Here is a 14,539-nt window from a genome sequence, read left to right as displayed (position 1 = left end):
GGCGGCTACGACGCGAGCAGGCTGGCATTGCCCCCGGCCGCGGTCGTGTCGATGCACACGACCCGCTCGGTCGCGAACCGCAGGACGTAGTGCGGACCGCCGGCCTTGGGCCCGGTTCCCGACAGCCCTTCGCCCCCGAACGGCTGGCTCTCCACCACCGCGCCGATCTGGTTGCGATTGACATAGAGGTTGCCGATCCTGGCCAGCCGCTCGACCGTGCGCCGCGTTTCGGCGATGCGGCTGTGGAGGCCGAGCGTGAGCCCGAAGCCCACCGAATTGATGTCGCGAATGACCCGCTCGAGCTCGTGCGCCGGGAACCGCGCGACGTGCAGCACGGGGCCGAAGTTCTCGCGCCGGAGGTCCTTGATCGAGGCGATCTCGATGATCGTCGGCGCCACGAAGCAGCCCTTGCCGGTGCCCTTGGGCAACTTGCGCCGCCAGACCGGGCGCCCTTCCTTCTTGCGCCGCGCGATGTGGCGTTCGAGCTGGCTGCGCGCGTCCTCGTCGATCACCGGGCCGACGTCGGTATCGAGTTCGGCCGGGTCGCCGATCTCGAGCGCCTCGAACCCGCCCTTGATCATCCGGAGCATCTCGTCCGCGATGTCGTCCTGCAGATAGAGCACGCGCAGCGCGCTGCACCGCTGGCCGGCGCTCTGGAACGCGCTGTTGACCACGTCGCGGGTGACCTGCTCGGGCAGCGCCGAACTGTCGACGATCATCGCGTTCTGCCCGCCGGTTTCCGCAACCAGCGTCGCGATCGGCCCCTCGCGCGCGGCGAGGCTGCGGTTGATCGCCTGGGCGGTCTGGGTCGAGCCGGTGAAGGCGACCCCGGCGATTCGCGGATCCGAGGTGATAAGCTGGCCGACCTCGCTCCCCCCGGGGAGAAGCTGGAATACCTCCTCGGGTATGCCCGCCTCGTGGCACAGCCGGGCGGCCAGCGCCGCGATCAGCGGCGTCTGCTCGGCGGGCTTGGCGATCACCGTGTTGCCCGCCGCCAGCGCGGCGGCGGCGGGGCCGATGAAGATCGCGAGCGGAAAGTTCCACGGGCTGATCGTGGCGAACACCCCGCGCCCCGCCAGGCTCAGGCGGTTTTCCTCGCCCGTCGGGCCGGGCAGCGGGATCGGGGCGGCGAACAGCCGCCGCGCCTCGCCCGCGTAGTAGCGCAGGAAATCGACCGCCTCGCGCACCTCGAGCACGCCGTCGACGAGGGTCTTGCCGGCTTCGCGCTGGCACAGCGACAGGAACTCCGGCGTATGCGCCTCGAACGCGTCGGCCGCCGCTTCGAGCAACAGCGCGCGCTTTTCCCCCCCGAGCGCGTTCCAGCCCGGCTGGATCGCCTGCGCGCGCGCGATCGCGGCGTCGATCTCCTCGGCGGTCGCGTCGCGGCGGGTGCCCACCTCGTGTGTCAGGTCCTGCGGCGAGGTGATCGGCGCGACTTCGCCCGACTCGGCCCCTGGGAAGGTCGGGCCGGCATCCCAGTGCCGGGTCTCGAGGCGGGCCAGCTCTTCCAGCAGGGGCTCCCGCACGAGCGGGTCGGCAAGATCGACGCCGGCGCTGTTCGCGCGGGTGCCGAATATGTCGGTCGGCAGCGGGATCGACGGATTGCGCCTGGGTTCGAGCGCGGCAAGCTCGGCCACCGGGTCGCCGGTGAGCTCGGCCACCGGCACGGCGGCATCGGCCATGCGGTTGACGAAGCTGGAATTCGCCCCGTTTTCGAGCAGGCGCCGGACGAGGTAGGCGAGCAGGTCCTTGTGGCTGCCCACCGGGGCGTAGATCCGCACCGGGGTCCGCGTATTGCCTTCAAGCCTGGCCAGTTCATCGTACACGTCCTCGCCCATCCCGTGCAGGCGCTGGAACTCGAACGCGCGCCCCTGCGCCAGCGCCTTTACGGCGCCGATCGTGTAGGCGTTGTGCGTGGCGAAGGCGGGGTGGATCGCGTCGGCCGCCTCGAACAGCCTTGCGGCACAGGCGAGATAGCTGACGTCGGTCGCCACCTTGCGGGTGAACACCGGATAGTCGGCGTATCCACCCACCTGCGACAGCTTGATTTCGGTGTCCCAGTAGGCGCCCTTGACCAGCCGCACGAACAGCCGTCGGCCGTGCCGGCGGGCCAGCTTGGCGACCCAGTCGCACAGGTGAACGGCCCGCTTCTGGTAGGCCTGCACCGCGATGCCGAACCCGGTCCAGCTGGTGCCGTCGTCGGCGGCGAAGAGGTCGTCGTCGGCGACCAGCGTCTCGACGATGTCCATCGACAGCTCGAGCCGCTCGGCTTCCTCGGCGTCGATGGTGAAATGCATACCCGCATCGCGCGCCTTGCCTGCCAGCTCCTTGAGCATCGGCACGAGCGCCGCGGCCGCCGCCTCGGCATGAAGGAAGTCGTAGCGCGGGTAGAGCGCCGAAAGCTTGACCGAGATGCCCGGCGATGTTTCCCACGACCCCTTCGTCTCGCGCGCCAGCCGGTCGATCGCGCGCTCGTAGCTCGCGCGGTAGCGCTCGGCGTCCTCGAACGTCATCGCCGCCTCGCCGAGCATGTCGAAGCTGTGGGTGAGGCCGCGCGCGCGTTCGGGCGCGGCGCGCTTCAGTGCCTCGTCGATCGTCCGGCCGAACACGAACTGCCCGCCGAGGATGCGCATCGCCTGGAGCGTGGCCTTGCGGATCACCGGCTCGCCGAGCCGGTTCATCGCCCCGCGCAGCGTGCGCCCCATGCCGCGCTGGTGCAGTTCGGGCCGTTCGAGCACCTCGCCGGTCAGCATCAGCGAGAAGGTCGCCGCGTTGACGAAGGTCGAACTCGATTCGCCGAGGTGCTCGCCCCAGTCGATGTGCCCGATCTTGTCCTTGATCAGCGCGTCGGCGGTCGCCGCGTCGGGCACCCGCAGCAGCGCCTCGGCAAGGCACATCAGCGCGATCCCTTCCTCGGTGTCGAGGCCATAGGTCTGCAGGAACGCGTCGAGCCCGCTTGCCTTGCGTGCGCGGGCGCCCTCGATCAGCCGTCCGGCGATCCGGGCGGCTTCCGCGTGGACGGCCTGCGCGGGCGCGGCCATTCGCACGCGTTCGGAGGCGCAGGCGTTCTCCTCCATCCGGTAGGCAAGGCGAAGGGCATGGCGATCGATGGGGACAAGGCGCGACATGGCTCGCGCCCCTGCACCCGGTTCTCGCCGCAATCAAGCGTAGTGAAGCGAAGCGTCAGTTGACCTGCCGGTCGCGCCCTTCCCAGTGCGGCGCGCGCAGCTCGCGGCGGAGGATCTTGCCTGACGGGTTGCGCGGCAGGACGTCGATGAAGTCGACGCTCTTGGGGCACTTGAACCCGGCAATCTTCTCGCGCGCCCACGCGATCACCCCGCCCGCGTCGAGATCGGCGCCCGGCCGGCGCACGACGACCGCCTTGACCGCCTCGCCCCAGCGTTCGTCGGGGACGCCGATCACCGCCACGTCGGCGATGTCGGGGTGGCCGTAGAGCGCGCTCTCGACCTCGGCGGGATAGACGTTCTCGCCGCCGGAAATGATCATGTCCTTGATCCGGTCCTGGATGAACAGGTAGCCGTCCTCGTCGAGGATCCCGGCATCGCCGGTGCGCATCCAGCCGTCGGCGCTGAGCACGCGGGCGGTTTCCTCGGGCTTCTTCCAGTAACCGGCCATGTTGGTCGGGCTGTGGATGGCCACCTCGCCGATCGCTCCGGGGGGAAGCGGTTCGCCGTCCTCGTCGAGAATGCGGATCTCGACCCCCGGCAGCGCCTTGCCGGCCGATCGCATCACCCGCTCGCACCCCGCCCGGTGGTCTTCGGGCCCGAGATAGACAACCGTGCCGTAGGTCTCGGTCATGCCGTACATCTGCGCGAAATCGCAGCCCAGCCGCTCGACCCCGCGCTGGAGGAGGTCCAGCGGAATCGGGCTCGCACCATAGGCCATCCCCTCGAGCTTGGAGAAGTCGGCATCCTTCGCATCGGGATGGTCGAGCAGCATCGCCAGCGCGGCCGGCGCCAGGAACGCCTGCTTGGCTCCGTATTGCTGGATGTCGCGGATGATCAGCCCGGGATCGAACTCCGAATGCACGATCAGCTGCTGCCCCGCGTTGGCGGCCCCGGTCACCGACCCGGCCCCGGCGATATGGCCGAACGGCATCGCGTGGATCAGCGTGTCGCCGGGCTGCGAGCTGAACCAGCCGGGCAGCTCCTGCTCGACGATCGGGCGCAGCACCGTCGCGTTGCGATGCGTCAGCATCACCCCCTTGGGCACGCCGGTGGTCCCCGAGGTGTAGAGCTGGAGAAACACGTCCCCGCGGTCGACCTCGGTCGTGACCGGGGCGGCCGACTGGCGCGCGACCCATTCGTCGAACCGTTCATCCATCACGATCCGGGGGCCCTCGAACGCCTGGCTTTCGAACAGCGGCTCGACGAAGAGCACTCCGGATTCCGATTCGCCGAGGATGGTCGAGACCTCCGCCGCCGCGAGCCGCCAGATCGCCGGCACCAGCACCATCCCCGCGCGCGCGGTGCCCATCAGAAGCTGGCAGACCCGCGCGGAGTTCTTGCCGAGATAGGCGACCCGGTCGCCCTTCTTCAGGCCCAGCGCGGCAAGCCCGTTGGCGATCTGCGTGGCATTCTCGTCATAGGTGCGCCAGTCGACCGTGACGTCGCCGTGCCGCAGCGCGACCGCGTCGGGCGTGTCGGCGGCCCACTGCGCCACTGCCTCGCCCAAGGTGCGCGACTTGTCCTGGTACTGCATCGGCCTCTCCCGGTCCGCCGGTTAGCCGGCGATTCCCCTGTCGCGGCAGGTTGCCGGGTGCAACCGACCGGTGCAAGCGGCTTTAGCCGAAGCCCTTTTCGAGGAAGCGCATCGCACACCCCGCGAGGAGCGCGGACCCGCGCGGCAGGACGGTCTCGTCGACCATCATGCGGGTCGAATGGATCGCGCAGCACGAGCGCCAGTCGTCGCCCTCTTGCGCGACGCCGAGGAAGAACATCGCTCCCGGGACCTTCTCGAGCAGGTACGAGAAGTCCTCCGCCCCCATGATCGGGGCGGGCAGCGGGGTCCACGCCCCGTCGCCGAACAGGTCCCCGGTGACCGCGCTGCCGAGCATCACCGCGCGCTCGTCGCAGACGGTGACGGGAAAGCCGTGGCGGATCGAGACTTTCGCCGAGACACCGTAGCCGGCGGCCACTCCGGTTGCAGTCTGCTCGACCAGTTCGCGCACCAGCGCGCGATTGGCCGCCGACAGCGTGCGCATGGTTCCGCGCAAGTTCACCCGATCGGGGATCACGTTGTGCGCGGTGCCGCCCTCGATCACGGTGACGGTGACGACGACCGCGTCGGCGGCGTTGAACCGGCGGGTGACCGCGGCCTGCAGCGCCGAGACCACCGCGCAGGCGGCGGGCACCGGGTCGCGCGTGTCGTGGGGCATCGAGGCGTGGCCGCCGCGCCCCTCGATCGAGATGTCGAACTCGTCAGCCGCGGCCATCAGCGCCCCCGACCGACCGGCGACCGCGCCGTGCCGCGCGTTGGGCATGATGTGAAGCGCGAACGCGGCGTCGGGCAGCGGGTCGATGAGCCCGTCGTCGAGCATGTGGCGGGCACCGTGGTATCCCTCCTCGCCGGGCTGGAACATGAACTGGACCTCGCCGGCAAGGTCGTCGCGGCGCGCGCAAAGCAGTTCGGCGGCGCCGGCCAGCATCGCGGTATGCGTGTCGTGCCCGCAAGCGTGCATCCGCCCCGGAATGGTCGAGGCGAAGTCGAGCCCCGTCTCCTCGGGCATCGGCAGCGCGTCCATGTCGCCGCGCAGCAGCACCCGGCCGTGCCCGGACGCGCCCGGCTTCCCGCCCCGCAGCGTCGCGACCGCACCGGTGGTCGCGCCGCCCTCGCGCCAGTCGAGCGGCAGGTGGGCCAGCGCCTGGCGGACCTTGGCCAGCGTCAGCGGGGTCTGGAGCCCGATCTCGGGCTCGGCATGGATGGCGCGGCGCAGCGACACGATCCTCTCGGAGATCGCGCGGGCCGAATCGAGCAGGTCGGGATGGAGCATGGCCGCCACGATAGCGCGAGTTGGCCGGCCGGGGACAAAAACTTGTGGCCCGCGCCCGCGGCCTCCATCTAAAGGCGAGCGAACGATCATGGCCTCCCCCAGCATCCCCTCCCACGACCGCCCGGCGGCTGGCGTCGGCGTGATCTTCAACCCGCGCAGCCACCGCAATGCGAAGCTGCGTGCCTCGGTCGCGGCGCTCCCCGGGGTTCACGTCGCCGCCCCCTCCCGGCGGGGCGACCTGCGCGCCGTCCTCGATGAGTTCATCGCCAGGGGCGTGGGCTGCATCGCCATCAGCGGCGGCGACGGGACGGTGCGCGACGTGCTGACCGCGGGGCTGCCGCTGTTCGGGGAGAACTGGCCGGAGCTGGCGGTGATCCCCGCGGGCAAGACCAACGCGCTCAACGCAGACCTGGGCGCCCCCAAGGACTGGAACGTGGCCGGGGTGATCGCCGCGCGCGAGGCCGGCCGGCGCATCGTCCGCCGGCCGCTCGTCGTGCGAGACTGCGAAAGCGGGGCCGAGCTTGCCGGCTTCATCTTCGGCGCGGGAATCTTCACGACCGCCATCGCCGCCGGGCAGGACGCCCATCGGCTCGGCGCGTTCGACAGCCTTGCGGTGGGCGCCACGACAGCGTGGGGGGTCCTGCAGGCGCTCTTCGGCACCGACCGCAACTTGTGGCGGCGGGGCATTCCGATGACCATCCGCACCGGCGAAGAGCGCCGAGAGCTGCCGCGCAGCCGCTGGGGCGACCCGGCGCGGCGGACGATGATGCTCGCCTCAACGCTCGACAGGTTTCCCGCCGGCACCAAGCCGTTCGCCCGGCTCGAGGGAATGAAGCTGGCGGTCATCGACCACCCCCGCCGCCGGGTGATGGCGGCGATACCCGCGATCGCGGCCGGGTGGGACAGCGAATGGCTCGCCCCGAACGGCTTTCACCGCTGCGCGACCGACCGCATCGAGATCGACCTCGACGGCCGGTTCATCCTCGACGGCGAGGCATTTCCCCCGGGACGCTACGCGATCGTTCCGGGCCCCGCGCTCTCGTTCGTGGTTCCGTGAGCGGATCGCCGGCCGCCGCCTTGCGGGCACGGATCGCCGGGGCGCTCGATGCGCCCGTCGACCCCGCGGTCGCGGCGATCGCGGCCGAGCTGGGCGAGGAGGCTGGCGCGCGGGCGGTGCTGTTCTACGGCTCGAACCTCAGGACCGGCTCGCTCGAGGGGGTGCTCGATTTCTACGTCCTGCTTCCGGGGCCGCAGCGCGAGCGGATCTGGCCGCGCGTCTCGTATCGCGAGTGGGACCGCGACGGGACGACCCTGCGCGCCAAGATCGCGACCATGGCGCTGGATACCTTTGCCCGCGCGGCCGCGGGACGATCGCGCGACACGACGATCTGGGCGCGATTCGTGCAGCCCTCGGGCCTCGTGTGGACGAACGACGAGGCCTCCCGCGCCGGAGTGATCGAAGCGATCGCGGGCGCCGCGCAGACCGCCGCCCGGCTCGCGGCCGCGCTCGGGCCGGCGCAGGGCCGCGCGGAGGATTTCTGGCGGGCGCTGTTCCGCGCGACCTACGAGGCCGAGTTTCGCGTCGAGAAGGCGGGACGCGAGAGCGACATCCTGTCGGTCAATGCCGCGCACTTCGACGGGCTCCTGCCGCTCGCATGGGAGGCCGCGGGCATCGCGTTCGGCCGAAACGGCGACCTGCTGGCGCCCCGCCTCGCGGAATCCGAACGACGGCGGCTCCTCGCGTGGTGGCGGACCCGTGCCCGGCTCGGCAAACCGCTGAACCTCCTCCGGCTGGCCAAGGCGAGCACCACCTTCGACGGCGCGGCGGCCTATGCGGCATGGAAAGTCGAGCGGCACACCGGGGTGCGCGTGGAAGTCACCCCCTGGCGCGAGAAGCATCCGCTGCTCGCGGCGCCCGGCGTGCTTTGGCGGGTCTGGCGAACCCGCCGCAAAGCTCACATGTAGCGCATCTGGATGCGGATCGACTTGACGCCGCCGCCCACGGTAATCGCGGTCTTCTTGTAGCTCGGCTTGCCGAGGTTGAAGATGTTGATCGACGGGTTGTTCGACATGCCGCCGCCATCGCTCATCAGGTCGGTTTCGCCGTCGCCGTCGAGGTCGTGGCGAACAGCGATGCCATAGGATCCCGCGCCCGGTACCGGGACGCAGAACGTCATCGTTCCGGCCTTGGCCGGCGCTTCGACGCGGGCGAGCCAGCGTCCCTTGGCGAGCCACTCGGACGAGGTGGCGCGATAGCTCTGCACCCGGATCCGGCCCCTGGCGGCCTTGACCCCGTCGACCGTGACGAGGACCGCGGGGCCGCTGTCGGCGCGGCACTGGCTCATGTCGTTGGCGATCTTCTCGCGGTACTGGGCGTGCGCCGGCACGGCGGCACCGGTCGCGAGCGCGCCGACGGCGAGCAGGGCGGCAGGAAGGCGGAAACGAGTCGAATTCATGGGAGTGTCCATATGGCGGGGGAGGCGCGCGGCTCAAGCCGCGATCGCGGAAGTGCCCCTGTGGTCGGACGCGAAATTGCCGCGGGGCGGCTGAATTTGGCCTGAATTGAGACATCCGGGCCATTTCGCCCTCGGGGGCGTGTGGAAAAGCACCCGCCCTCGCTTGTGCGCCCGCGAAGGCGATGGTTTAGCGAAGGGGCAGGCATCTGGAGCCCGATTGCATGGCCGCCCCGCTGATCAGCCCCTCGATCCTTTCCGCCGACTTCGCACGGCTGGGTGAGGAAGTGCGCGCGATCGACCATGCCGGGTGCGACTGGATCCACGTCGACGTGATGGACGGGCACTACGTCCCCAACCTCACGATCGGTCCCGGCGTGGTCAAGGCGCTGCGCCCGCACACCGCCAAGCCGTTCGATGTCCACCTGATGGTGAGCCCGGTCGACAACTGGCTGGAAGCGTTCGCCGATGCCGGCGCCGACATCATCACCGTCCACCCCGAGGCCGGACCGCACGTCCACCGCACCGTCCAGGCGATCAAGGCGCTCGGCAAGAAGGCCGGCATCAGCCTCAACCCCGCGACGCCCGCCAAGATGCTCGACTACCTCGTCGACGACATCGACCTCGTCCTTGTGATGAGCGTCAATCCCGGCTTCGGCGGTCAGAGCTTCATTGCCAGCCAGCTCCGCAAGATCGAGGCGGTGCGCAAGATGATCGACACGTCGGGCCGGGACATTCACCTCGAGGTGGACGGCGGGGTCGACGCGGTCACCGCCCGCCAGTGCGTCGACGCCGGGGCCGACGTGCTCGTGGCCGGCTCGGCGACCTTCAAGGGCGGGCCGGAACGATATGCGGCGAACATCGCCGCGCTGAAGGGCGGCGAGGGATGAGCGACGCCGCGCTCGAGCAGGTCCGCGAGCGCGCTCCCGACGCCGGTGCCGCGAAGCGCGCGCTGCCGCTCGGCCCCGGCGTCGACCCGCACGCGCTCTACACGGCGCCCGGAGAGGTCATCGAGCCCGGCCGCGCCCTGGCGATCGCCGATTTCGCCCCGCCGTCTGTGGGTGCGGGCGAGGCGCTGATCCGGCTCGCCTACCGCATGGGCGTTTCGGGCAGCACGCTGGCGCGTCCCTTCGGCAAGCCCGCCAAGCCGCGGCTGCTCGGCACCGTCAACAGCCCCCTTCCGGGCGAGCGCGCCCCCGGCGTGGCGCTGCGGGCCGGGCACTTCTTCGTCCACGGGGTCAAGGCGCCCATCGCGCAGATGGACTTCGCCCCCGCCGCGCCGCTGACCCCGCCGTTCGCGCGCACGGTCCACGGCTTCACCTGGTTGCGCGATCTGGCCGCCTGCGCCCCGCGCGAGCAGTGCACCGCCACCGCCGAGCGCATCCTCGCCGCTTGGCTTGCGGCCAACCCGAAGCCGGGCAAGGGCGCGCCCTGGCACGTCGAGAACGCCGGGCGCCGCCTGCTGAACTGGCTCGTCCATGCGCCGCTCATTCTCTCGGGTGACGGCAAGCTGCGCGCCCGCGCGTTGGCGGCGATGGAAGCAACCGCCCGCTGGCTCGACCGCAACGTGACCAAGGCGCCCGACGGGCTCGGCGAAGTGACCGGCTGGGCCGCGATCGTCGCCGCCGGACTGCTGCTGCCCGACGGCAAGCCCCGCCGCCTCTACGGCGAAGCGGGCCTGATCAAGGCACTGGGCGAGCTCGTCGCCGAGGACGGGGGGACGCTGTCGCGCAGCCCGCTCGCCCAGATCGAGACCATCGCGCTGCTGACCGAGCTCAAGGCCTGCTACCGCGCGGTCCGGCGCGACCCGCCGCCGGCGATCGAGGCGATGCTGAACCTGCTGGTCCCGCCGCTGCTGGCGCTGACGCACGGCGACGGCGGGCTGGGCTCGTGGCAGGGCGCGGGCGCGGTGTCGGCGGAGCGGATTTCCGCGCTCGTCGCCGCCAGCGGGGTGCGCACCCGCCCGCTCAAGGAAGCCCGCCAGTGGGGCTACCAGCGCGCCACCGGCGGCAAGGCGGTGCTGCAGTTCGACGCCGCCCCGCCGCCGCTCGCGAAGCACGCGCGCTCGGGCTGCGCCTCCACGCTCGCGTTCGAGTTCAGCCACGGTCCGCAGCGGATCGTCGTCAATTGCGGCGGCGCGGCGTTTGCCGGCGGCCAGGTCCCGGTACGGATCGAGCAGGGCCTGCGGGCGACCGCCGCGCACTCGACCCTCGTGCTCGACGACGCCAACTCGACCGCGGTCCTGCTCCACGGCAAGCTCGGCGCCGGGGTCACGGAGGTCGAGATCGACCGCCGGGTGATGCCGCTCGGCAACGGCAATGCCACTCGGCTGGAGGCGAGCCACGACGGCTACGCGGGCCGCCACGGCCTCACGCACCGGCGCATCCTGATCCTGCGCGACGACGGCAGCGAACTGCGGGGCGAGGACCTGCTGATCCCCGCCGGCAAGACCGCGAAGCGCGGCAAGATCGGCTTTGCCCTGCGGTTTCACATCGGCCCCGGCATCGAGCTTGGCCTGTCCGACGACAGGCGCGGCGCGGGGCTGGCGCTGCCCGACGGCAGCTACTGGCAATTCCGCCTCGGCCAGACCGGCGAGGGCGTGGAGCTGTCAATCGAGGAAAGCCTGTGGATCGACGGGCAGGGCCGCCCGCAGCCGATCCAGCAGATCGTGATACAGGGACTGACCCCCCGCAGCGGCGGCAGCTTCGCCTGGGTGTTCAAGAAAATGGGTTGACGGCGCTTCCCCGTCGTTGCGAGGGCGCAGGACGAGGCTATCCGCGATCGAGGCGCGGCCGCGGCTTGCCCGCGCCACTGTGCCGCCCGCAATGACGAAAGAGGTTTTCGACGTGACAGACGTGACCATCAGGCGGGCGCTGCTCTCGGTGTCCGACAAGGACGGGCTTGCCGCGCTGGCCGCGACCCTGGCCGATGCCGGAGTCGAGCTGATCTCGACCGGCGGCACCGCGAAGGCGATCCGTGACCTCGGCCTCGACGTGCGCGACGTATCGGACGTGACCGGGTTTCCCGAGATGATGGACGGGCGGGTGAAGACGCTGCACCCGATGATCCACGGCGGCCTGCTGGCGGTGCGCGACAACCCCGAGCACGCCGCCGCGATGGACGCGCACGACATCGGCCCGATCGACCTCGTGGTGGTCAACCTCTACCCGTTCGAGGCCACCGTGATGCGCGGCGCCGACCGCGACGAGATCATCGAGAACATCGACATCGGCGGCCCGAGCATGGTCCGCTCGGCGGCGAAGAACCACGAATACGTGACGATCGTCACCGACCCGGCCGACTACGACGACCTGCTCGCCGAGCTCGGCGAACACGACGGCGCGACCACGATCGAGTTCCGCAGGCGCATGGCGGCCAAGGCCTTCGCCGCGACCGCTGCCTATGACAGCATGATCAGCCAGTGGTTCGCGTTCGCCGACCAGCGGCAGAAGTTCCCCCCCTCGGTGTCGATGACCCGCGTTCTCGCGGGACCGCTGCGCTACGGCGAGAACCCACACCAGGAGGCGGCGCTCTACCTGCCCGGCGGTCCGCATACCCAGGGACTCCCGCAGGCCGAGCAGGTCCAGGGCAAGGAACTGTCGTACAACAACTACAACGACGCCAATGCCGCGCTCGAGCTGGCCGCCGAGTTTCGCGGGCAGAAGCCGGCGGTGGTGATCGTCAAGCACGCCAACCCGTGCGGCGTGGCACAGGCCGACACGCTGCTCGATGCCTGGCAGGGCGCGCTCGCGTGCGACGACGTCTCGGCGTTCGGCGGCATCGTCGCCACCAACGTCCCGCTCGACGGGCCGACGGCCGAGGCGATCTGCCAGATTTTCACCGAGGTGGTCGTCGCGCCGGGCGCGGACAGGGCGGCGCGCGCCGCCTTCGCGAAAAAGAAGAACCTGCGCTTGCTGCTGACCGGCGACCTGCCCGACCCCGGCCGGCCCGGCCAGACGCTGGCGATCATCGCCGGCGGGATCCTCGTGCAGGACCGCGACAACGGCGCGATCGCCGAGGCCGATCTCAAGGTCGTCACCAAGCGCGCGCCGACCGAACAGGAATTGAAGGACTGCCTGTTCGCCTGGACCGTGGCGCGCCACGTCAAGTCGAACGCGATCGTCTACGCCAGGGACGGCGTCACGGCCGGGATCGGCGCGGGGCAGATGAACCGCCGCGATTCCTCGCGCATCGCCGCGATGAAGGCGGCCGAGGCGGCGGAGAAGTTGGGCTGGGACCAGCCGCGCACCGTCGGCAGCGCGGTGGCTTCGGATGCCTTCTTCCCCTTCGCCGACGGGCTGCTCGCCGCCGCCGAGGCGGGCGCCACCGCGGTGATCCAGCCGGGCGGCTCGATCCGCGACGAGGAAGTCATCAAGGCCGCCGACGAGGCCGGCCTCGCGATGGTGTTCACCGGGATGCGGCACTTCCGGCACTGACAGATTTTCGAGCGCGCCTCCGCGCGTTCGTCCGTGCGGTCTGCTGGTCGCGGACCGTGCTCTAGCGACCGAAGGGCAAGCGCGATCTGCTCCGCAGGATCGCGTGGGCGCAGTTGTGGCCGGGCGCTCCGGTGACGCCGCCCCCGGGATGCGAGCCCGAGCCGCATAGCCACAGCCCCGGCACCGGCGTCTTGTAGCTCCCGGCCCCCAGCGCGGGGCGCGCGGCCCAGAGCTGGTCAAGGCTCATCCGGCCGTGGAAGATGTCGCCGCGCCACAGGCCGAACTTCGCTTCGAGCGCACGCGGGGTGTGGACCTGCCTGTGCAAGACCTGTGCACGAAAGCCCGGCGCGTGGTGCTCGATCGTCGCCAGAACCGCCTCGACCGCCGCGTCCTCGCTATCTTCGGGCAGGTCGGGGTCGACGTGCTGGCAGAACAGGCTGGCGACGTGCTGCCCGGTGGGTGCCAGGCTGTCGTCGACGAGGCTCGGGATCAGCATCTCGACGATCGGCGCGCGGCTGAAGCCGTGCTCCCGCGCGTCGCGCCACGCGCGGTCCATGTAATCGAGGCTCGGCGCGATCACGATCCCGGCCTTCAGGTGATCCTCTCCCGGCGGCGCGTGCCGGAACCGCGGCAGGCCCGACAGCGCGAGGTTCATGCGCAGGGACCCCGAACCGCCGGCAAACATCGTCATCGCGCGGGCGAAGTCCTCGGGCACGGCCCCCGGCGGCACCAGCCGGTCGAACAGCGGCTTGGGCCCCAAGTTCGCGATCACCCGCTTCGCGCGCACCTCTTCCCCGCTCGCCAGCCGTACGCCGACCGCCCGGCCGCCCTCCACCAGCACGCGGCTGACCGGCGCCTCGGTCACGATCTCGCCGCCCACCTCGCGCACCGCCTCGGCCATGAGGCGCGTGATCGTGCCCATCCCGCCGGGCACATGGCCCCAGGCGCCTTTCTTGCCGTTCACCTCCCCGAACACGTGGTGGAGCAAGACATAGGCGCTGCCTGGCGCATCGGGCGAGGCGTAGTTCCCGACGCACGCATCGAACCCGAACGCGGCCTTGACCGGATCGCTTTCGAACCAGGCGTCGAGCACCTCGCGCGCCGAGCGGGTGAACAGCGCGAGCACGTCGCGCTTCGCCGCCAGCGGCAGCCCCGCGACCTTGCGCGACTGCAACACGGCGTCGATCAGCGCGCGCGGGCCGCCGGCGGGGTCGGGCGGCACCTTGAGTGCGAGATCGCGCAGGACCTCGGCCACGCCTTCGAGCATCGCGTAGTAGCCGGGCAGCGCGGCGGCGTCGCGCGCGGAAAACCGCGCGAACTCAGCCTGCGTCGCCTCGAGCCCGCCGCCGAGTACGAGGTGATCGCCGTCGAGCGGCAGGAAGTTCGACACCGGCCGCTCGATCACCCGGTAGCCGCGCCGCTCCAGCTCCATGTCGGCGATGACCCTGGGCTGGAGCAGGCTGACCGTGTAGCTCGCGGTCGAGTTGCGAAACCCGGGCGCGAACGCCTCGGTCACCGCGGCCCCGCCGACGACGCCGCGCGATTCGCAAAGCCGCACCTTCAGCCCGGCGCGGGCGAGGTAGAAGGCGCAGACGAGCCCGTTGTGCCCTGCCCCGATGATGACCGCGTCGAGCATT

At 71.1% G+C, this 14,539-nt stretch carries 10 protein-coding genes; 5 read left to right on the top strand and 5 right to left on the bottom strand.

The window, feature by feature from the left end; all coding sequences use genetic code 11:
• Nucleotides 1-5: 5 nt before the first annotated feature.
• From putA to N0B51_RS13170, 3 genes are all read right to left on the bottom strand, one after another.
• A complete protein-coding gene (gene putA, locus N0B51_RS13180; RefSeq protein WP_259962985.1) occupies nt 6-3,128 on the bottom strand; it encodes a bifunctional proline dehydrogenase/L-glutamate gamma-semialdehyde dehydrogenase PutA in 3,123 nt (1,040 codons plus the stop codon).
• 55 nt (nt 3,129-3,183) lie between these two features.
• The gene (locus N0B51_RS13175; protein WP_259962983.1) at nt 3,184-4,722 is read right to left on the bottom strand and encodes a long-chain-fatty-acid--CoA ligase; all 1,539 of its coding nucleotides are present in this window, start codon (nt 4,720-4,722) and stop codon (nt 3,184-3,186) included.
• A gap of 82 nt (nt 4,723-4,804) precedes the next feature.
• Nucleotides 4,805-6,013: a M20 metallopeptidase family protein gene (locus tag N0B51_RS13170; protein ID WP_259962981.1), complete on the bottom strand. Its 1,209-nt coding sequence runs from the start codon at nt 6,011-6,013 to the stop codon at nt 4,805-4,807.
• An 88-nt stretch (nt 6,014-6,101) separates the two neighbouring features.
• Here N0B51_RS13170 and N0B51_RS13165 point away from each other — a divergent pair, with 88 nt between their 5' ends.
• Both N0B51_RS13165 and N0B51_RS13160 read left to right on the top strand, forming a co-directional pair.
• Nucleotides 6,102-7,070, top strand: coding sequence for a diacylglycerol/lipid kinase family protein (locus N0B51_RS13165; protein WP_259962979.1), 969 nt, complete (start codon nt 6,102-6,104; stop codon nt 7,068-7,070).
• A complete protein-coding gene (locus tag N0B51_RS13160) occupies nt 7,067-7,978 on the top strand; it encodes a hypothetical protein (RefSeq protein WP_259962977.1) in 912 nt (303 codons plus the stop codon). Before N0B51_RS13165 ends, N0B51_RS13160 begins: the two co-directional genes overlap by 4 nt.
• On the opposite strand, the gene N0B51_RS13155 is transcribed toward N0B51_RS13160, so the two are convergent.
• Entirely contained in the window at nt 7,969-8,469 is a 501-nt protein-coding gene (locus tag N0B51_RS13155; protein ID WP_259962974.1) for a DUF2141 domain-containing protein, read from the bottom strand. The two genes, N0B51_RS13160 and N0B51_RS13155, sit on opposite strands and share 10 nt — an antisense overlap.
• Nucleotides 8,470-8,690: 221 nt before the next feature.
• On the opposite strand from N0B51_RS13155, the gene rpe reads away from it, so the two are divergent.
• The 3 genes from rpe (at nt 8,691) to purH (ending at nt 12,902) form a co-directional block, all read left to right on the top strand.
• Nucleotides 8,691-9,356 carry a ribulose-phosphate 3-epimerase gene (rpe, locus tag N0B51_RS13150; protein ID WP_259962973.1) on the top strand — a complete coding sequence of 222 codons (666 nt, stop codon included), beginning with the start codon at nt 8,691-8,693 and terminating at the stop codon, nt 9,354-9,356.
• The gene (locus tag N0B51_RS13145; RefSeq protein WP_259962971.1) at nt 9,353-11,200 is read left to right on the top strand and encodes a heparinase II/III family protein; all 1,848 of its coding nucleotides are present in this window, start codon (nt 9,353-9,355) and stop codon (nt 11,198-11,200) included. The genes rpe and N0B51_RS13145 overlap by 4 nt, the downstream gene beginning before the upstream one ends.
• Nucleotides 11,201-11,312: 112 nt before the next feature.
• The gene (gene purH, locus N0B51_RS13140) at nt 11,313-12,902 is read left to right on the top strand and encodes a bifunctional phosphoribosylaminoimidazolecarboxamide formyltransferase/IMP cyclohydrolase (protein WP_259963101.1); all 1,590 of its coding nucleotides are present in this window, start codon (nt 11,313-11,315) and stop codon (nt 12,900-12,902) included.
• Nucleotides 12,903-12,963: 61 nt separating this feature from the next.
• Here purH and N0B51_RS13135 read toward each other — a convergent pair whose 3' ends face one another.
• Nucleotides 12,964-14,538 carry a phytoene desaturase family protein gene (locus N0B51_RS13135; protein WP_259962969.1) on the bottom strand — a complete coding sequence of 525 codons (1,575 nt, stop codon included), beginning with the start codon at nt 14,536-14,538 and terminating at the stop codon, nt 12,964-12,966.
• Between the last annotated feature and the right edge of the window lies 1 nt (nt 14,539).

This window comes from Tsuneonella litorea (assembly GCF_025154015.1).
Taxonomy (GTDB): domain Bacteria; phylum Pseudomonadota; class Alphaproteobacteria; order Sphingomonadales; family Sphingomonadaceae; genus Tsuneonella; species Tsuneonella litorea.
This window is presented reverse-complemented; position numbering and strand designations above follow the sequence as displayed.